Here is a 17,688-nt window from a genome sequence, read left to right as displayed (position 1 = left end):
ACCGGCCGGTCTCCGGCTCGTACGAAAGCGGACTCCGTCATGAGCACAACCAGAGCGTTCCGTCCCACCCGTCGCGGCCTGCTGGCCATGGGCGGCGCCGTCGGTCTCGGCGCCGTACTGGCGGCCTGCGGCGGCGGCGACGCCGAGGACTCCGCCGGATCGGGTCCCAAGAGCACCGACACCGGGCCGTGGAAGTTCAAGGACGACCGGGGCCAGGTCGCCGAGGCGAAGTCCGTCCCGAAGAACATCGTCGCCTTCACCGGTGTCGCCGCCGCCCTCCACGACTACGGCGTCGAGGTCAAGGCGGTCTTCGGCCCGACCAAGGGCAAGGACGGCAAGCCGGACGTGCAGGCCGGCGACCTGGACATCAGCAAGGTCGAGATCCTCGGCAACGTCTGGGGCGAGTTCAACGTCGAGAAGTACGCGGAGCTCGGCCCGGAGCTGCTGGTGACGGCGATGTGGGAGAAGGACGCCCTCTGGTACGTGCCGGACCAGTCCAAGGACAAGATCCTGAAGCTGGCCCCGAGCGTCGCCCTGTGGGCGGCCGAGACCACCATCCCCAAGGCGATCCAGCGCCACGAGGACCTGGCGGCCTCGCTCGGCGCCGATGTGAAGTCCGCGAAGGCCACCGCCGCGAAGACGCGGTTCGAGAAGGCGGCGGCCCGGCTGCGCGCCGCCGCGAAGTCGAAGCCGGAGATCAAGGTCATGGTCGGCTCGGCCAGCCAGGACCTGTTCTACGTCTCGCTCGCCAAGATGTCCGCCGACACCCTGTACTTCCAGGAGCTGGGTGTGAGGTTCGTGGAGCCGAAGGTGAACGCGGCGGGCTTCTTCGAGGAGCTGAGCTGGGAGAACGTCGACAAGTACGGCGCCGACGTGATCATGATGGACAACCGCTCGTCGGCCCTCCAGCCCGAGGCGCTGACCTCCAAGCCGACCTGGGCGCAGCTCCCGGCGGTCAAGGCGGGCCAGGTCGTTCCGCGTACCACGGAGCCGATCTACAGCTACGACAAGTGCGCGCCGATCCTGGAGGACCTGGCGAAGGCCATCGAGAACGCCAAGAAGGTCGCCTGACGCGGCCGTTCACCGCCCCGCCGCCCGGAAGCCCGGCCGGCGGGGCGGTGCCGCCTCACTTGCCGCCGGTCTCCGAAGCGGGCCACGGGACCTGGGGCGAGCGGTAGTAGTCGATGCCCTGGGCGGTGAACCGCTCCCCGAGCGCCGCCAGCCGCAGCTTGTACGTGTCCCAGTCGTGCGTCGACGCCGGCGACCAGGCCAGCTCGGCGGCGCCGGGCAGCCTCGGGAAGGCCATCGCGTCGATGTCGTCGCTGTCGGTCAGGGTCTCGGCCCAGATCGGCGCCTCCACGCCGAGCACGGAGCTCTCCGGGGCGCCGGCGAGGTACGTCCCCGGGTCCCAGTCGTAGCTGCGCTGGACCTCGACCGTGCCGGCCCACTTGAGGCCCAGCACGGTCTCGTCGTTGTACTTCATGTCGAGGTACACGCGGTCCGCCGGCGACAGCACCAGCTTCGTGCCGTTCTTCGCGGCGTCCGCCACCTGCTGCCGGTCGGCGGCGCTGGTCTTGTCGTAGCCCCAGTACTGGGCGACGGCGCCCTTCACCGGGTGGGCGCCGGTCAGCTGGTGCCAGCCCATCACGGTCTTGCCGTACTTCCCGACGATCGCCTGGGCCCGGTCCATGATCTCCACGTAGTCCTCGTGGGTGGTGGAGTGGGCCTCGTCGCCGCCGATGTGGACATAGCGGCCGGGCGTGAGCGCGGCCACCTCGCCGACGACGTCGTCGATGAAGTCGTACGTGACGTCCTTGCCGGCGCACAGCGTGCTGAACCCGACCTTGATGCCGGTGTAGAGCGGTGGCGCGACGCCGTCGCAGTTCAGCTCGGCGTACGAGGCGAGCGCGGCGTTGGTGTGGCTCGGCATGTCGATCTCCGGGACCACCTCCAGGTAGCGGGAGGCCGCGTACCGCACGATCTCCTTGTACTGCTCCTTGGTGTAGTAACCGCCGGGCCCGCCGCCGACCTCGGTGGAGCCGCCGTACGTGGCCAGCCTCGGCCAGGAGTCGACGGCGATGCGCCAGCCCTGGTCGTCGGAGAGGTGGATGTGGAAGGTGTTGATCTTGTACTGGGCGACCTGGTCGATGTAGCGCTTGACCTCGTCCACCGAGAAGAAGTGGCGCGCGACGTCGAGCATCGCGCCCCGGTAGGCGTAGCGCGGGGTGTCGGTGATGGAGCCGCCGGAGACCCGCCAGGGGCCCTTCTGGCGGGTGTCGCGCTCCACCTGGGCCGGAAGCAGCTGGCGCAGCGTCTGGACGCCGTGGAAGAGCCCCGCGGGCTGCCTGGCGGTGATGGTGACGTTGTGGCGCCCGGAGGTGAGCGTGTAGCCCTCCGCGCCCAGCTTGCCGGCGCGGGGGTCGAGCCTGAGCCGGATGCCGTCGGCGCCGTCCTTGGTGGTGACCGGCAGCGCGAAACCGGTGGAGGGGCGCAGCAGGCCCGCCAGGTAGTCGCCGATCTTCCGGGCCTCGCCGGAGGCGCCGACGGTCCGGATCCGGGTGGAGCCGTTGAGCTGGTAGGGCTCGCCGCCGGGTCTCACCGAGGCGGGGGCGGGCACCACCTGGCCGAGCGGCCTGGGCGCCCAGGCCACCCGGGTGGCGCCCGCGGCGGATGCCTGCGGGGCGGCGCACGCGCTGGAGACACCGGCCGCCGCGACGAGAAGCAGCGAGCCGAGGAGCCGGGGAAGAGTACGGGGAAGAGCACTGCGGCCTACCGTGTGCAGTCTCACAAGCCGGGTCCCTTTCTGGGGGTCACTCTGCTGGGTCTCCTGACCTTTCTCCGTCGCCATGCGTACCGCGCGTCTCACGGGTGGTCAAGGTGTAGACCACTTACCGGCGTTGGTCACCCAGGCGCCCTGATGAGCTTTTGCGGCTTATGTGCACATTCACCCCTTCAGCTCCGACCACTTCCTCGCCGACCCCTCCCCCACCCCCTGCGGCACCCCGCACAAAATCCACCCAAGCCAGAAAAAGGGGGTCAGTATCGCGCTTCCCTGCCCGATAACGGGCAGGATTGTTGCGCTCAGCCTCCTTCCGCCGCAGTATCGACGGGTGCTCGAACGCCTCTCGTCGTACGACGACCTCATTGACCACGTGGTGCGCAGCACCACGCTGCCCCGCGGCGAAGCCGCCCGGGTGATCCTCGACGTGCTGGCGTACTTCGACGAGACGACCGAGGTCTTCGTCCGCCGCCGCCACCGCGAACTGCAGGCCGGCGGCCTGGTGAACACGGAGATCTTCGAGCGGATCGCGGCCGAACTGCCGCACCGCGCGGTCGCGCCGCCGGAGCTCTCGCTCCGCCAGCTGCGCCGGATCGTCTACGGCTGAGGCCGCCTCACGGCCGGGCACCCCTTAACTTGTTCGTCGTCGGAGGACAGAACGCTCTATGTGCGGAATCGTCGGTTACATCGGAAAGCGTGACGTGGCCCCGCTGCTGCTGGAGGGCCTGCAGCGGCTGGAGTACCGGGGTTACGACTCCGCCGGGATCGTGATCACCGGGAAGCCCGCGGCCGGGAAGCCCGCCGCGCTGAAGTCGGTCAAGGCCAAGGGCCGGGTCCGCGAGCTGGAGTCCCGGGTCCCCAAGCGCTTCGCCGGCACGACCGGCATCGCCCACACCCGCTGGGCGACCCACGGCGCCCCCAGCGACGAGAACGCCCACCCGCACCTGGACGCGGAGGGCAAGGTCGCCGTCGTCCACAACGGGATCATCGACAACGCCGCCGAGCTGCGCACCCGGCTGACCGCCGAGGGCGTCGTCTTCCTCTCCGAGACCGACACCGAGGTGCTGGTCCACCTGATCGCCCGCTCGGACGCCGGGACCCTGGAGGAGAAGGTCCGCGAGGCCCTGCGCTCCGTCGAGGGCACCTACGGCATCGCCGTCCTGCACGCCGACTTCAACGACCGCATCGTGGTCGCCCGCAACGGCTCCCCGGTCGTCCTCGGCATCGGCGAGAAGGAGATGTTCGTCGCGTCCGACGTCGCCGCCCTGGTCGCCCACACCCGCCAGGTCGTCACCCTGGACGACGGCGAGATGGCCACCCTGAAGGCCGACGACTTCCGTACGTACACCACGGAGGGCTCGACCACGACGGCCACGCCGACCACCGTGGAGTGGGAGGCCGAGTCGTACGACATGGGCGGCCACGACACGTACATGCACAAGGAGATCTCGGAGCAGGCGGACGCCGTCGACCGGGTGCTGCGCGGACGGATCGACGACCGGTTCTCCACGGTGCACCTGGGCGGCCTCAACCTGGACGCCCGCGAGGCGCGCGGGGTCCGCCGGATCAAGATCCTGGGCTGCGGCACCTCGTACCACGCGGGCCAGATCGGCGCCCAGCTGATCGAGGAGCTGGCCCGCATCCCCGCGGACGCCGAGCCCGCCTCCGAGTTCCGCTACCGCAACCCGGTCGTGGACCCCGACACGCTGTACGTCGCGGTCTCGCAGTCCGGTGAGACGTACGACGTGCTGGCCGCCGTCCAGGAGCTGAAGCGCAAGGGCGCCCGGGTCCTCGGTGTGGTCAACGTGGTCGGCTCGGCGATCGCCCGGGAGGCGGACGGCGGCACGTACGTGCACGCGGGCCCCGAGGTGTGCGTGGTCTCCACCAAGTGCTTCACCAACACCGTGGTCGCCTTCGCGCTGCTCGCCCTGCACCTGGGCCGCATCCGGGACCTGTCGGTCGCCGACGGCAAGCGGATCATCGAGGGCCTGCGCAGGCTGCCCGCCCAGATCAGCGAGATCCTGGCGGGCGAGGACGAGATCAAGCGGCTGGCCGCCGAATACGCGGACGCGAAGTCGATGATGTTCATCGGCCGGGTGCGCGGATACCCCGTGGCCCGCGAGGCGTCGCTGAAGCTCAAGGAGGTCTCGTACATCCACGCCGAGGCCTACCCCGCCTCCGAGCTGAAGCACGGCCCCCTCGCCCTGATCGAGCCCGCGATGCCGACCGTGGCGATCGTGCCGGACGACGACCTGCTGGAGAAGAACCGCGCCGCCATGGAGGAGATCAAGGCCCGCAGCGGCCGCATCCTCGCGGTGGCCCACCAGGTCCAGGAGAAGGCCGACCACACCATCGTGGTGCCGAAGAACGAGAACGAGCTGGACCCGATCCTCATGGGCATCCCGCTCCAGCTCTTCGCCTACCACACGGCACTGGCCATGGGCCGGGACATCGACAAGCCCCGCAACCTGGCCAAGTCGGTCACCGTCGAGTAGTCACGTTCCGAAGACGAGGCCCCGCGGTCGGTGACCGCGGGGCCTTCGGCGTACGGCCCGGAATCGGCCCCGGGGCGGCCGGGAAGGGCCCACGCGGCGTTTTCCACAGGCGAGTTGACGCCACGGGCCCGGGGAGTCGCCCGGACGGCTACGGGATGACCACGACCGGCCGCTGGGCGCGGCGGGCCAGCCGGCCGGCCACCGAGCCGAAGATCTTGCCCACCAGGCCGTGGGTGGAGCCCACCACGATGGCGTCCGCCGAGTACTCCCGGCCGACCTCCTCCAACTCGTGGCAGATGTCACCGCCGCGCTCCACGAGCACCCAGGGCACCTCGGCGAGGTAGTCCGCGCAGGCGAGCTCCAGGCCCAGGACCTCGGTGCGGTGGTCCGGCACGTCGACGAAGACGGGGGGCTCGCAGCCCGCCCAGACCGTGGTCGGCAGCCGGTTGGCGACATGGACGATGATCAGACCGGAGCCCGTCCTGCGGGACATGCCGATCGCATAGGCGAGGGCCCGCTCGCTGGACGTCGAGCCGTCGAAGCCGACGACGACCCCATGCCGGAAGGCGGGATCGCACGGACGGCGCGCTTGTTCGGCCGCCAGCGGGTCCGACAAGGCGTCGGCTACCTGCTTGCGGTCCGCGGGTTCGGGGATTTCGTGACCGGCCATCGGTGTCTCGGCGAAGAGAGTCCTCGTGAGGAGAGCGGCGTGGGAAGGTGCGTCAGCGGGGCGGTGTCGTGGTGTCCGGGAATCATCTTCCCAACCCCTTACCCCCAAGGGTACGGCGCCACTCCTCCATTGCCCGCCCCGCGCACGGCGCGTGCGGCGTTTTCCGGAGCATGCCCGAGACCGGGCCCCGATGGCAATGCCGGTTGCCCTCTACACAGACGTACCGGCCACCGCTACGGCCCCTTGCGGCGCTTGGCGGAACCGTCCCGGAGGGGCTCGCGCCGACGGTCCTGGGGCGTCGCCCGCGAGGAGCGGAACCCACCCTTCCGGGGGAGTCGGCCGACTCTCGGGGTCCGTCCGGAACCCACCGCGCGGTCTGCTCCCGGGGCGGCCGGTAGAGCGGTATTCGGCTGCCCGCCCGGACCGGTCCCCGGCCGGGCGCGCCGGCCCCGCCGCAGGGGCCGCCGATCCCTGCGCGGGGGCGCGCAGAGGCGGACGGGCGCCCCGGGTTGTGCGCCGGTAGAACGACTGATTTCCGCACACGCGACCGTACATTTTCAGCCAACTTCAAGGACCGGTCCATTCCTTGTCGAAATGGCCGATCAACCCCCTTGCCACCAGGCAGGAAGAGACCGCCCGGTACGCTTCCGCCCAATGGGGACGGGCCATCAACGCCGGACGCACTTCCCTGCACGAGCCGCGAGTGAAACGCTTCGTGATCGAACGCTTCCCGCCAGGTTGCCTTGTCGACAATGAGCCGGTTGGTGAACTTGTCACGACGGCACCACGGGACGCAGTAGATTCGATCTTGGGCGTCGAAGGCCGGGGACTCGTGCACGACCGAGGGGACATGTGCAGGTGCGACAGGCCCGTAAGGACCAGGAAGACGCGAACACCGAGGGGGGCTTAGCGTCATGAGCCAGGACTCCGCCACCGCAACGGAGGCTGTAAGGAAGCTGGGCGGAAGACGACGCCGGGAAGTCGTCGCCGTCCTGCTCTTCAGCGGTGGCCCCATCTTCGAGAGCTCCATTCCGCTGTCGGTGTTCGGAATCGACCGCCAGGACGCGGGAGTTCCGCGCTACCGGTTGCTCGTGTGCAGCGGCGAAGAGGGACCGCTGCGCACCACCGGAGGACTCGAACTGACCGCGCCCTACGGGCTGGAGGCGATCAGCAGGGCCGGCACCGTCGTGGTGCCCGCCTGGCGCTCGATCACCTCCCCGCCGCCCGTCGAGGCGCTGGACGCCCTGCGCCGCGCCCATGAGGAGGGCGCCCGCATCGTCGGCCTGTGCACGGGGGCCTTCGTGCTCGCCGCCGCCGGGCTGCTGGACGGCCGCCCGGCCACCACCCACTGGATGTACGCACCGACGCTGGCCAAGCGCTATCCGTCGGTGCACGTCGACCCACGCGAACTGTTCGTGGACGACGGCGACGTGCTGACCTCCGCCGGGACGGCGGCCGGCATCGACCTGTGTCTGCACATAGTCCGCTCGGACCACGGCACGGAGGCCGCCGGGGCACTCGCCCGCCGGCTCGTCGTGCCGCCCCGGCGCAGTGGCGGTCAGGAGCGCTACCTCGACAGGTCTTTACCTGAAGAGATCGGCTCCGACCCGCTCGCCGAGGTCGTCGCCTGGGCGCTGGAGCATCTGCACGAGCAGTTCGACGTGGAGACGCTGGCCGCGCGCGCCTACATGAGCCGGCGGACCTTCGACCGGAGGTTCCGCTCGCTGACGGGCAGCGCACCGCTCCAGTGGCTGATCACCCAGCGGGTGCTGCAGGCGCAGCGCCTCCTGGAGACGTCGGACTACTCGGTGGACGAGGTCGCGGGCCGCTGCGGCTTCCGCTCGCCGGTCGCGCTGCGCGGGCACTTCCGCCGCCAGCTCGGCTCCTCCCCCGCCGCGTACCGGGCCGCCTACCGAACCCGCCGTCCGCAGGGCGGGGCACCGGAGCCGGTCATGGTGACGGAGGTGGCGGTGCCCAGCCAGGGCACCGCCCAGAGCCGCCGTCCCGCCGTCCCCGGCCCGTCCGGCGCCGCACCCGCGGCGCTGGAGACGAAGGCGGGCACCGACGTCTTCGCCCCGGGGCGCCCGGCCCTGCCCGGGCAGCGGAGCGCCCCGTAGACAGGGCCTGTCCGACAATTCCCGTCTGCCGCCCCGGCCCGTCCTCCGGGCGGACGACGGGAACTTTCAGACAGGCCCTAGGGTGGAGGCCATGAACGACCGCATGGTGTGGATCGACTGCGAGATGACCGGGCTCTCGTTGGCGGAAGACGCACTCATCGAGGTGGCCGCGCTGGTCACCGACTCGGAGCTGAACGTGCTCGGCGAAGGGGTGGACATCGTGATCCGCCCGCCGGACGCGGCGCTGGAGACCATGCCCGAGGTGGTGCGGCAGATGCACACCGCCTCGGGCCTCCTCGACGAACTGGCCGGCGGCACGACGCTGGCCGACGCCGAGGAGCAGGTCCTCGCCTACGTGCGCGAGCACGTGAAGGAGCCCGGCAGGGCGCCCCTGTGCGGGAACTCGGTCGGCACCGACCGCGGCTTCCTGTCCCGGGACATGCCCCTCCTGGAGGGTTACCTCCACTACCGGATCGTGGACGTCTCCTCCATCAAGGAGCTGTCCCGCCGCTGGTACCCGAGGGCGTACTTCAACAGTCCGGAGAAGAACGGCAACCACCGGGCGCTCGCCGACATCCGCGACTCGATCACGGAGCTGCGGTACTACCGCGAGGCGGTCTTCGTCCCGCAGCCCGGCCCGGACTCCGAGCAGGCGAGGGCGGCCGCCGCGCGGGTCTCCCGGCCGCGCCCCTGAAGGCGCTGGTCACGGCCCTCCCGGGGGCCGCGGCCCCCCGCCGGGAAATGAGTGCGCGAGCACCCTCCCAGACCCTGTACACTTTTTCTCGGCCGGTCGGAAACGCCCGGACGCGGTGGGTATAGCTCAGATGGTAGAGCACCTGGTTGTGGTCCAGGATGTCGCGGGTTCGAGTCCCGTTACTCACCCTCTCAGGAGAAGCCCCTGACCTGCGGAAGCACAGGTCAGGGGCTTCTTCGTGCTCCGGGTGCGGTCAACGCGTCCCCAGGGACATCCGTCCGATCAACACCGTCATGCCTTTGGCCTGGCCGGGGAAAGCGCGGACGTCGGCGCCCGTCGCGGAGATGTCGCCGAGCGCGTCGGTGAGGGTCGACGCGAGGGTGCAGTGGGGAACGTACTCCGCCGGCTCACCGTTCCGGATCATCCTTCCGCTCGCGGCGGCCGAGAAGCTGCCGCGCAGCGGGTCGGTCCCGGCCGCCAGCCCACTGATGCTCTGCACGAGGAACCCGTGCGACACCCCGGCGATCAGCGCGGAGCGGTCGAGGCCGCCCGGCATCAGGCTGAGCGCCCTGGCCGCGGCGCGCGGCAGACTCTTGTAACCGGCCCGTACGGCGGCGCCGTTGGACGCCGCTCCCGCCCGCCCGGCGCTCGACGAATCGTGCAGCCGATGGGCCGCCCGCCCCCGGTCGATGAGGATGTTGCGCCGCGTGGCCATGCCCTCCGCGTCGTACCGGGCCGCCCCGAAACTCAGCGGGTCCGTCGGGTCGTCCACGAGCGTGACGTGCGGGGAGGCCACCGGCGCGCCGGGTTCCTCCGCCCCGAAGGCCTGCCCCCGTCCTCGGACCGGCCGGCGGTGCAGGACGTCGCACACCACGGTGAGGAACGCCGCCGTGACGGCCGGGTCGAACAGGACGGGCAGCACCTGGGAACGCGGCAGCCCGGACACGGACAGCGGCAGCGCGCCCAGCGCCTCCCGGGCCGCGCCGGGGAGGTCGAGCCCGGCCGGCGCGCGTGCGACGGTGTGCCCCGTCGCGGTGCTCGTCCCTCCGGTCTCCACCGTGCCCAGGACATAGGTGGACAGGAAGCAGGACGTCCGCCGCGAGTAGCTCGCCACCCCCTCCGTCGACACCACCGCGGACTCGGCCGCCGCGTCTCCCCAGCGCACCGACTTCACGCCGCGCACCGCGGGCGAGGCCGTGACGAGGCGCTCCAGCTCACGGCAGAGGGCGACCTTCGTCCCGAACCCAGTCTCCACGCAGTCCTGGCTCCACAGATCGATGTCGGCGGCGGCCGTGCCGTCCGGGCCCGGGAGCCCCACCGGACCCTGTCTGTCGGTGTGCCGGGCGTTGTCCCTCGCGTCGGCGACCACCTGGGCCAGCGCGGCGCGTCCGAACCCGCTGGTGTGCGCGAAGCCCACCCGGCCGTCGACGACGACCCGTACGCCCACACCGCCGCTGTCGGAGTGGGTCACCGCTTCCACGGTCTGTTCCCGGACGATGATCTGGGAGTCGGTACCTCTCGCCACGAACGCCTCGACCTGCTCGCCCGGCAACGCGTGCTCGACGGCCTCGCGTCCGATGCGCAGCACGGCGCCGTCCGCCCGCCCGCTCACAGGGCGGTCCCCCCGACCCGCAGTCCGCGCCGCACCCGCAGGGTGGGCTGCCCGTACCCCACGGGCAGCGCCTGGCCGTCCTTGCCGCAGATGCCGGGCGGCCCCAGGGCGAAGTCGGTGCCGATGGCATCGATCTCACGCAGCACCTCGGGTCCGGTGCCGATCAGGCTGCAGTCGGCCAGCGGCTCGCAGAGCCGCCCCCGGCGGATCGCGTACGTCTCCTTCGCGGCGAAGACGAAGGCCCCCGTCGCGGTGTTCACCCGGCCGTCCCCCAGCCGCGCCACGTAAATGCCGTGCGGAGTGTCGGCGATGATGTCCTGCGGTGCGGTACCGCCCGCCAGGACCAGCAGGTTCGACATCCTGGGCATGGGCTGGCACTGGTAGTTCTGGCGCCTGCCGTTGGCGGGCACGGCGCCCGGCTCGGCGCGGGCGTGGGACCGGTCCCACAGGTAGTCGACCAGCACCCCGTCCTCGATCAGTACCGTGCGGCGCCCCGGCTGCCCCTCGTCGTCGTACGCGTAGCTGCCCCACGCCCCGTCGACCGATGCGTCGTCCACCAGCGTCAGGCCGGCAGGACCGAGCCGCCGGCCGAGCAGGCCGTGGAAGACGGAGCTGCGGCGGGCCAGGTGATCGGCCTCCAGGCCGTGCCCGCACGCCTCGTGGATGAGGACGGCTCCGGTGCCGGGCGCGAGGATCACCGGCATCTCGCCGACCGGAGCGGGGGAGGCCGAGGCGCGTGCGCGCGCTCTGCGCAGTGCCTCGCCGACGGTCGCGCGCACGTCGGCCTGACCGAGGCGCGCACCGAGGCCGTTGAGCCCGATGGAGGCCCGGGCGGCGACCGGTTCCGTACGCGGCCCCACCACCGCGGTGACGGCCAAGCGCTCACGGCCGGTCCGGTGCACCGCGTGCCCGCCCGCGGAGTCCGCGATCCGCACGACGCGCCGCTCGCCGCGCAGGACGGCGGATACGGAGACGAGCCGGTCGCCGCCGTCCCCGGCCAGGTCCGCGACGGAACGCAGCAGTCCGGCGTGCCGGAGGCGCGTGTCCCCGGTCCCGTCCTCCTCGGTCCAGCCGTCCTCCGGCCGGCCGGAGGCGTCCGCCGGTCCGCAGTCCACGGGGTACTCCGCCGGAGCCCCGCCCGTTTCCGGCACGACGGTCGCCCGATGGGAGGCAGGAGAGGCCAGCGAAGCCAGCGCCTGGCGGGTGACTTCCAGGACCGACGCGGGGGCGAGGTCCGACGTGTGGCCGAAGCCATACGTCGCGCCGCGTCGCGCGCGGACCCCGAGGCCCTCTTCCCGGCCGGAGACCGAATCGACGATCTTGTCACCTCGGGCCGTCATCGCCGAGGTGGCCACCCGTTCGGCGAAGATCTCCATGAAGTCGGCCCGCCGGCCCCGCCGCTCACGAAAAACCGATGCCGACAAGTCCGGATCGAACAAGTTTCACACCCCACGATCTTTACCCGTCGAATCCGCCGACCACACCCTACATGCGCAAGAAATAAGCCATGCCTGTCTCGAAGCATCCATCGGACAAGACCGGCGGAGCGGACAAATTCCGCGCAAACAGCCCCCGTGAAAGCGGTGAAAAAGCGGCCAATGCATCGTCCACGGAAAGATCGCGCCGACCGGCCGCATGGGGTTGTGGGCGCGTAGTCGACCAACTACGGTCGCTCGTGGCGGGTCGGGGGCCCTTTTGGTTCGGATTCCCCGCCCGGCACTTATCCATCCGCCAATCGGAAGGAATGCCATGGACCAGGAACAGAACATCGACAACTCGTTCTTCCTCGACGAGGAGACCACTGAGCGCTTCTCGATGCTCGTCAACGACGAGGGAGTCATGCGCGCCGGGTTCGTCGCCCACGAGGCCAACAACCTCAACGAGGCCTGAGTCACCGCATAAGCGGTGACAGCGGGGAGGTCCGCTCGTCGGACCTCCCCGTGGGGACGGTGACCGGACCGGGCGGAAAGTTGGCCACCTTGCATCGAATGACCTCCAGTCTGCGTGAATGCTCTCTGGAAGAAACCCTGAAGAAGGCGCGGGCCGTGGCGCCGCTGCTCGGAATCACCAGGGTCACTGATACCACGTGGCTCGACCGCGTCGGCATCCCTGTGTACGCGAGCATCCGCCCCGGCGCCCAGCGCGGCTCCCTGTGCGTGAATGCCGGAAAAGGTCTGCGCCCCGACGAGGCGCGGGCGGGCGCTTACATGGAGGCGATCGAATTCGCCGCCGCGGAGTTCTCGCCCGATAAGTGGGACATCACCTGCCTGACCCCGGCGCAGATCACCGCACAGGACGGGGCACTCTTCGAATTCATTGAACTCTGCCCGATTCTGGGCCGAACCATGGACAAGGACGACAGGCTGCCCTGCGTCGAAGCCAGGGATCTGGCCGCCGGAAAGCCTGTCTCGATCCCCGCCGAACTGGTTTTCTCACCCTTTTCCTGGCCCACCGGCCCCCGTATGTTCGGCAGCAGCACGAACGGTCTGAGCTCCGGCAACACCCTGCTCGAAGCCACCGTCCACGGTGTCGCCGAACTCCTGGAACGCGATGTGCACGCCTTCCATCTGATCCGGGACACCTCGCTGCCCGTCCGGACCGACAGCCTCACCGGCCACCCGGCCGAACTCGTGCGGCGGGCCGAGGACGCCGGCCTCGACGTGGCCCTGCGGACGACGCCCAACCCCTTCGGCCTCCCGTACTTCCACGCCTACCTGCTGGAGCCGGAGGACACCGCCCCGGTGGCCATCTCCTTCGGCGCCGGCCTCCACGTGAACCAGGAGATCGCCGCCGTGCGGGCCCTGTCCGAAGCGGCGCAGTCACGGCTCTCCCACATCCACGGCGGCCGCGACGACATCATCGACCGTCACGACTACTTCGACGCGGCCGCCCGCGACGCCGAACTCCGGGCCACGGCCGAACTGCGCCGCCGCGTCCGCGACCCCGCCGGCATGGTGCCGATGTCCGCACTGCCCGACTTCAGCCACGAGGTCGACACGCTCACCGACGCGCTGGACCTGCTCCTCGACCGCGCACGGGCCGTCGGCGTACGCCAGGTACTGACCGTGGACCTGACCCCGGTGCCCGACGCGGGCCTCCACGTGGTCCGGGTCGTCGCACCCCGGCTGGAGTCGTTTCAGCCGTCACTGCAACGCGTCGGACGGCGCCTCGCCGCCCACGGCGCCACACCGGAGATCGCGGTGGCCCCATGACCTGCACCCACCTGTTCGTCGGCCCCACCGCCCATGGCCTGGGCAAGCCCATTCCCCAGGACGTACGCACCCACGCGCCCGCGCGCCGGGGCGACATCGACCGGCTCCTCGCGGACCATCCGGCCCCCGGCGTCATCCTGCTCGCCGACGGCACCTTCCACAGCTACCCCTCGGTCGGCCACCGCGAGCTGCGCGACGCCCTGACCGCCGGCTGGCGCGTCTGGGGGCTGTGCTCCATGGGCGCAATCCGCGCCGCCGAGATGCACCCCCTGGGCATGCGCGGCTACGGAGCCGTCCATCAACGGTTCGCCGACGACCCCGACTTCGCCGACGACGAGGTCGCCCTGGTCCATGGTCTGGAGCCCCCCTTCCACGCGGTCTCCGAACCCCTCGTCCACATCCGGGCCTATCTCGACCACCTGCGGCTTCTGGGAACGCTCCCCGCGGCCCGCCTGGACGAGGTACTCGCCGACTACAAGAACCGCTGGTACGGAGACCGCACCCTGCCGTCGCTGGCCCGGCGCCTCCAGGAGCTCGGCCATCCGACCGCACGAGACGACATGAAGGACTTCGACCGCTTCCGGCTGAAGACGCGCGACCTGGAAGCCTTTCTCGCCGAACGCCCGTGGGACGAGGCGGAGTAGGGGGACACGAACATGGACCACCGGACACTGCTCACCGAGATCGGCGGCGTGCCGTTCATCGACGAGGCGTTCAAACCCAAGGCGCTCCTGACCGCCGTGGCCCTGGTACGCCGCAGCGCCGAACCCACGGCGTTCCCCGCGCTCGGCGCCTACCTCGACCCGGAGAACGCCAAGAGCATCTTCGACCGCCACGCCACCTCCAAGGTGAGCGACGTCGCCTGGGAGGAACTCGGCGCGGCCGAGGCCGAGGACGTGGCGCACGCCACCGGGCTCGTCGTCGGGTCGATGCCCGCATGGCAGGGCCTCTTCACGCTGCCCAAGCGGTACCGGCGCATGCCGACCAGCACCAGCAGCACCTCCGTGCTCGTCCCGCAGACCATCTACCTCGGCCCCGGCGCCTTCCGGGACGAGGAGACGCTGCGCGAGACCCTCATCCACGAACACGCCCATATCTGGCTCAACTTCATCGCCGAGGTGTACGACCTCCAGGTCCCCGACGCCCCCAACGACTACGTCCTGCCCTCCGGTACCTCGGGCAAGACGTACCGGGGCGTCATGTTCGCCGCTCACTTCGCCGCCGCCGCGGCGTCGGCCCTGCGCCGGCGCCACCTCGACGGGGAGACCCACGTGCGCGAGCGGCTGCACTACCTCACCGGGTACCTCGACGGCTGCCTCACGGCCATGGACGAGCGGCCGTACGGCAGCCCGGCCGGCGACCTGGTCAAGCACACGCTGGCCGGGCGGCTCGACGATCTCACCCGGCACTTCCACGATCCAGCGATCCCCGGTGGCCACCTTGCCCGCTGACAGCACCGACGCACTCGAACCACCCGGCACCGGTGTCCGGGACTTCGCCCTCCTCCAGACCGCCGCGTTCTGCGGCACCATCGCCACACGGTGCGTGGAGATCGCCCTGGCCTGGTGGGTCCTGGACCGGACGGGCGACGAAGCACTGCTCGGAGTCCTGATCGCGCTCGGGATCGCCACCGACATCCTGTCGCGCGGCGCCCTGGCCTGGCTCGGGGACCGTTTCCCGCCCGGCCGGGTCATCCAGTGCTGCTTCATCGGCTCGGCCCTGGTCAGCGGCCTGCTCACCTGGCTCGCCTACCGGGGCGTGTACGAACTGTGGACCATCGTGGCCGGCATCATGCTGCTCGGCGTCAGCCTCGGCGTCCGCGAACCGCTCCTCATGTCGACGATCCGCGGCCTGCTCAGCACCACCTCGGTCGCCGGCGCCGTCCGCGTCCGGTCCACCGTCATGTCGCTCTCCTCCTTCGCGGGGCCCGTGGCGGCGGGCGTCCTCGTCGGGACCCTCGGGTACGCCGCCGTCCTGGCCACCGCGTTCGGCGTCGTCGGTGTGTCCACGATCCTCGTCGTCGCCCTGCGGGCACCCGCACCCGAACCCGGAAACCGGCCCACCGGCGTCGGCGGCTTCACCGCCTGGGCGTCGGGTACCCGCGCCGGCTTCCGGGCGATCCGCCGCGTACACCCCGAGTGGCGCCTGGCCATGCTCACCATGGTGGTGAACTTCGCGCTCTACCCCGTCTTCAACGTGATCGTGCCCGTTCTGGTGGCCCAGCGCTTCCCGCACCGCACCTGGGTCCTGAGCGTCGTCGAATCGGCCTTCGCGGTCGGACTCATCGTCGGCAGCGCCTTCCTGGTGGGGCTGAGCGACCGGCTCCTCGGCCGACGCCGCACCGTCCTGGCCGGCTTCGCCGTGCTCGGCGCCGGTTTCGCCGGGACCGGCCTCGTCGTCGGCGGCCTGGACCTGGACGGCACGGTGGCCTTCACCGCGACCGCCTCCCTGCTGCTGATGCTCTCCGGCGTCGGGCTGTGCATGATCACCACCAACACCGGAACGGTCCGGCTGCTGGCCACCCCGGCCGCGTACCGGAACCGGATGGTCGCCGCCGCCTCCTTCCTCTCCGGCGTCGTCATGCCGCTCGGCTCCGTCACCAGCGGCGTCGTCTCCCGCACCTCCGGCGAACTGTGGGCCCTGGCCGTCCTGGGTGTGCTCATCTGCCTGTGCGCCGTCGTCGCCGCCCGCGACCGGGTTCTCACCACCTACCTCGACCTGCCCGACGACGCGCTCGACGACATCTACGCCCGCGACTACCCCCAGGCCTTCGCGGTCGAGCCCCACGAGGAGAAGGCGGCGAGCCGATGAAGGAATCCACCCTCGCGCTGCTGCGCTGTCCGAACGACCACTGCGGGACCGCGCCGCTCACCGCCGACGTCTGGGCGCGGACCGTCCTGGACACCGGCGAGACGGAGCTCGTCGAAGGCGTGGTGGCGTGCGCTTCCTGCGGCGGCGCCTACCCGGTCGTGTCGGGCGTGCTGATCCTCGTCGAGGATCTCGCCGCCTACCTGCGCGACCACCTCGGAGTCATCACCGGCCTCGCCGCCCACGGGCCGTCCGAGGCCATGGCGGGCTGGCTCGGTTCCCGGGCCCCCGCCGCCGTCGATCCCCGCCACGTCAACCGCAGCATGAAGCTTGAGGACCGCTATGTGAACGCGTTCCTCGGTGCCCATTTCGACCACCGCGCCACGGATGTGGATGCCGACCCGCTCATCGCCGATCTCCTCGCGGCGAACGCCGACCGGGACCTGTGGGCCACCGCGACGACCCTGTTCGACCGGACCCGGCCCCTCACGGCCCTGGACGTCGGCAGCAGCGTCGGCGGCCTGTCGGCTCTGCTGTCCCGGCGCCGGTGCGCCACGGTGGGCGTCGACACGTCGTTCCTGTCGGTCCTCGTAGCCCGCCGCGCTCTGCTCTCCTCGCCCGGTCCGCTGGACGGCTACCGCGTCTACCGCGAGGGCGATCTCTACGACGAACGGCCGCTGACCGTCGCGGGAGACCCGCGCCACGTGGACTTCATCGTGGGATCCGGACTGACCCGGCTGGTGCGCGGCCCCGTCGAACTGACCTGTGCGGTCAACCTCATCGACCTCGTCCCCGACCCGGCCCGCCTGCTGGATACGCTGATCTCCCAGACCGCGGAGGACGGCCACCTGCTGGTCACCTCACCCTACGGCTGGTCCGGTGTCCCCAGGAGCCGCTGGCTCGGCGGCACCTCGAACGAGACCTCCCCGGCCGCTCTGCGTGCGGCGGGCGCCGCTCGCGGTCTGAAGGTGGTCTGGGAGAACGAGCGCGTTCCCTGGCTGTGGCGCGACTACTCCCGCTTCTGGAGGCTCTACTCCGTGGACGTCGTCCTCTTCAGGCGTACCTGAAGGCCGTCGCGGGTGCGGGTGGCGACGACGGCCGGCCGGTCGACGGCGCCGACGAACGCCGACCACGCGGCCGGGCCGAAGGCGAGCGCCGGGCGGGACGGGTTCTTGGAGTCGCGCAGGCACACCACCGGGGCGGGGCCGGGGACCGACGCCACTTCCACGCAGTCGGGGCCCGCCGAGTCGCAGTAGCTGGACCTCGTCCAGTGCAGGGGCATGGTTCTCCTCCGCTCGCCC

At 71.2% G+C, this 17,688-nt stretch carries 16 protein-coding genes and 1 tRNA gene; 12 read left to right on the top strand and 5 right to left on the bottom strand.

The window, feature by feature from the left end; translation table 11 throughout:
- The first annotated feature begins 87 nt into the window (after positions 1-87).
- On the top strand, positions 88-1,071 hold the full coding sequence (locus tag G3I41_RS15690; protein ID WP_164400846.1) for an ABC transporter substrate-binding protein: 984 nt from the start codon (positions 88-90) through the stop codon (positions 1,069-1,071).
- A 55-nt stretch (positions 1,072-1,126) separates the two neighbouring features.
- Here the strand turns inward: G3I41_RS15690 and G3I41_RS15685 are convergent, their stop codons facing one another.
- A complete protein-coding gene (locus G3I41_RS15685; protein ID WP_164400823.1) occupies positions 1,127-2,788 on the bottom strand; it encodes a beta-N-acetylhexosaminidase in 1,662 nt (553 codons plus the stop codon).
- A gap of 322 nt (positions 2,789-3,110) precedes the next feature.
- Here G3I41_RS15685 and G3I41_RS15680 point away from each other — a divergent pair, with 322 nt between their 5' ends.
- Both G3I41_RS15680 and glmS read left to right on the top strand, forming a co-directional pair.
- Positions 3,111-3,386: a hypothetical protein gene (locus tag G3I41_RS15680; RefSeq protein WP_018105728.1), complete on the top strand. Its 276-nt coding sequence runs from the start codon at positions 3,111-3,113 to the stop codon at positions 3,384-3,386.
- A 58-nt stretch (positions 3,387-3,444) separates the two neighbouring features.
- Positions 3,445-5,274, top strand: a complete 1,830-nt coding sequence (gene glmS / locus G3I41_RS15675) for a glutamine--fructose-6-phosphate transaminase (isomerizing) (protein WP_164400822.1) — start codon at positions 3,445-3,447, stop codon at positions 5,272-5,274.
- Between the two features lie 148 nt (positions 5,275-5,422).
- On the opposite strand, the gene G3I41_RS15670 is transcribed toward glmS, so the two are convergent.
- Positions 5,423-5,944 (bottom strand): universal stress protein, encoded by a 522-nt coding sequence (locus G3I41_RS15670; RefSeq protein WP_164400821.1) that lies wholly within the window; start codon positions 5,942-5,944, stop codon positions 5,423-5,425.
- Between the two features lie 914 nt (positions 5,945-6,858).
- Between G3I41_RS15670 and G3I41_RS15665 the strand changes: the two genes are divergently transcribed.
- From G3I41_RS15665 to G3I41_RS15655, 3 genes are all read left to right on the top strand, one after another.
- Positions 6,859-8,061, top strand: a complete 1,203-nt coding sequence (locus G3I41_RS15665; protein ID WP_164400820.1) for a helix-turn-helix domain-containing protein — start codon at positions 6,859-6,861, stop codon at positions 8,059-8,061.
- A 91-nt stretch (positions 8,062-8,152) separates the two neighbouring features.
- On the top strand, positions 8,153-8,755 hold the full coding sequence (orn, locus tag G3I41_RS15660; protein WP_164400819.1) for an oligoribonuclease: 603 nt from the start codon (positions 8,153-8,155) through the stop codon (positions 8,753-8,755).
- A gap of 115 nt (positions 8,756-8,870) precedes the next feature.
- A tRNA-His gene (locus tag G3I41_RS15655) sits at positions 8,871-8,943 on the top strand.
- Between the two features lie 65 nt (positions 8,944-9,008).
- Here the strand turns inward: G3I41_RS15655 and G3I41_RS15650 are convergent.
- On the bottom strand, positions 9,009-10,367 hold the full coding sequence (locus G3I41_RS15650) for a TldD/PmbA family protein (RefSeq protein ID WP_164400818.1): 1,359 nt from the start codon (positions 10,365-10,367) through the stop codon (positions 9,009-9,011).
- Complete coding sequence (locus G3I41_RS15645; RefSeq protein WP_164400817.1) at positions 10,364-11,791, bottom strand: TldD/PmbA family protein; 1,428 nt, start codon at positions 11,789-11,791, stop codon at positions 10,364-10,366. Before G3I41_RS15645 ends, G3I41_RS15650 begins: the two co-directional genes overlap by 4 nt.
- Before the next feature lie 325 nt (positions 11,792-12,116).
- Between G3I41_RS15645 and G3I41_RS15640 the strand changes: the two genes are divergently transcribed.
- The 6 genes from G3I41_RS15640 to G3I41_RS15615 all read left to right on the top strand — a co-directional run bounded on the left by G3I41_RS15640 (position 12,117) and on the right by G3I41_RS15615 (position 17,454).
- Positions 12,117-12,257, top strand: a complete 141-nt coding sequence (locus tag G3I41_RS15640; protein ID WP_164400816.1) for a hypothetical protein — start codon at positions 12,117-12,119, stop codon at positions 12,255-12,257.
- Positions 12,258-12,355: 98 nt separating this feature from the next.
- Positions 12,356-13,579, top strand: a complete 1,224-nt coding sequence (locus G3I41_RS15635) for a YcaO-like family protein (RefSeq protein ID WP_164400815.1) — start codon at positions 12,356-12,358, stop codon at positions 13,577-13,579.
- Positions 13,576-14,223 (top strand): TfuA-like protein, encoded by a 648-nt coding sequence (locus G3I41_RS15630; RefSeq protein WP_164400814.1) that lies wholly within the window; start codon positions 13,576-13,578, stop codon positions 14,221-14,223. The genes G3I41_RS15635 and G3I41_RS15630 overlap by 4 nt, the downstream gene beginning before the upstream one ends.
- 12 nt (positions 14,224-14,235) lie before the next feature.
- On the top strand, positions 14,236-15,030 hold the full coding sequence (locus tag G3I41_RS15625; RefSeq protein ID WP_164400813.1) for an HEXXH motif-containing putative peptide modification protein: 795 nt from the start codon (positions 14,236-14,238) through the stop codon (positions 15,028-15,030).
- On the top strand, positions 15,020-16,390 hold the full coding sequence (locus G3I41_RS15620) for an MFS transporter (RefSeq protein WP_164400812.1): 1,371 nt from the start codon (positions 15,020-15,022) through the stop codon (positions 16,388-16,390). The genes G3I41_RS15625 and G3I41_RS15620 overlap by 11 nt, the downstream gene beginning before the upstream one ends.
- Positions 16,387-17,454 (top strand): methyltransferase domain-containing protein, encoded by a 1,068-nt coding sequence (locus tag G3I41_RS15615; protein ID WP_164400811.1) that lies wholly within the window; start codon positions 16,387-16,389, stop codon positions 17,452-17,454. Before G3I41_RS15620 ends, G3I41_RS15615 begins: the two co-directional genes overlap by 4 nt.
- On the opposite strand, the gene G3I41_RS15610 is transcribed toward G3I41_RS15615, so the two are convergent.
- Entirely contained in the window at positions 17,418-17,669 is a 252-nt protein-coding gene (locus G3I41_RS15610; protein ID WP_164400810.1) for a DUF397 domain-containing protein, read from the bottom strand. The genes G3I41_RS15615 and G3I41_RS15610 overlap by 37 nt on opposite strands.
- Positions 17,670-17,688: the final 19 nt, after the last annotated feature.

This window comes from Streptomyces sp. SID9727 (assembly GCF_010550605.1).
Lineage (GTDB): Bacteria > Actinomycetota > Actinomycetes > Streptomycetales > Streptomycetaceae > Streptomyces.
The sequence above is the reverse complement of the archived record's forward strand: the minus strand, read 5'-3'. Positions and strand labels throughout refer to the sequence as shown.

Coding starts and splice junctions, on each gene's coding strand:
- G3I41_RS15690 (WP_164400846.1), top strand. CDS start 88: ATGGGCGGCGCCGTCGGTCTCGGCGCCGTACTGGCGGCCTGCGGCGGC.
- glmS (WP_164400822.1), top strand. CDS start 3,445: ATGTGCGGAATCGTCGGTTACATCGGAAAGCGTGACGTGGCCCCGCTG.
- G3I41_RS15670 (WP_164400821.1), bottom strand. CDS start 5,944: ATGGCCGGTCACGAAATCCCCGAACCCGCGGACCGCAAGCAGGTAGCC.
- G3I41_RS15665 (WP_164400820.1), top strand. CDS start 6,859: ATGAGCCAGGACTCCGCCACCGCAACGGAGGCTGTAAGGAAGCTGGGC.
- orn (WP_164400819.1), top strand. CDS start 8,153: ATGAACGACCGCATGGTGTGGATCGACTGCGAGATGACCGGGCTCTCG.
- G3I41_RS15640 (WP_164400816.1), top strand. CDS start 12,117: ATGGACCAGGAACAGAACATCGACAACTCGTTCTTCCTCGACGAGGAG.
- G3I41_RS15635 (WP_164400815.1), top strand. CDS start 12,356: ATGACCTCCAGTCTGCGTGAATGCTCTCTGGAAGAAACCCTGAAGAAG.
- G3I41_RS15630 (WP_164400814.1), top strand. CDS start 13,576: ATGACCTGCACCCACCTGTTCGTCGGCCCCACCGCCCATGGCCTGGGC.
- G3I41_RS15625 (WP_164400813.1), top strand. CDS start 14,236: ATGGACCACCGGACACTGCTCACCGAGATCGGCGGCGTGCCGTTCATC.
- G3I41_RS15615 (WP_164400811.1), top strand. CDS start 16,387: ATGAAGGAATCCACCCTCGCGCTGCTGCGCTGTCCGAACGACCACTGC.
- G3I41_RS15610 (WP_164400810.1), bottom strand. CDS start 17,669: ATGCCCCTGCACTGGACGAGGTCCAGCTACTGCGACTCGGCGGGCCCC.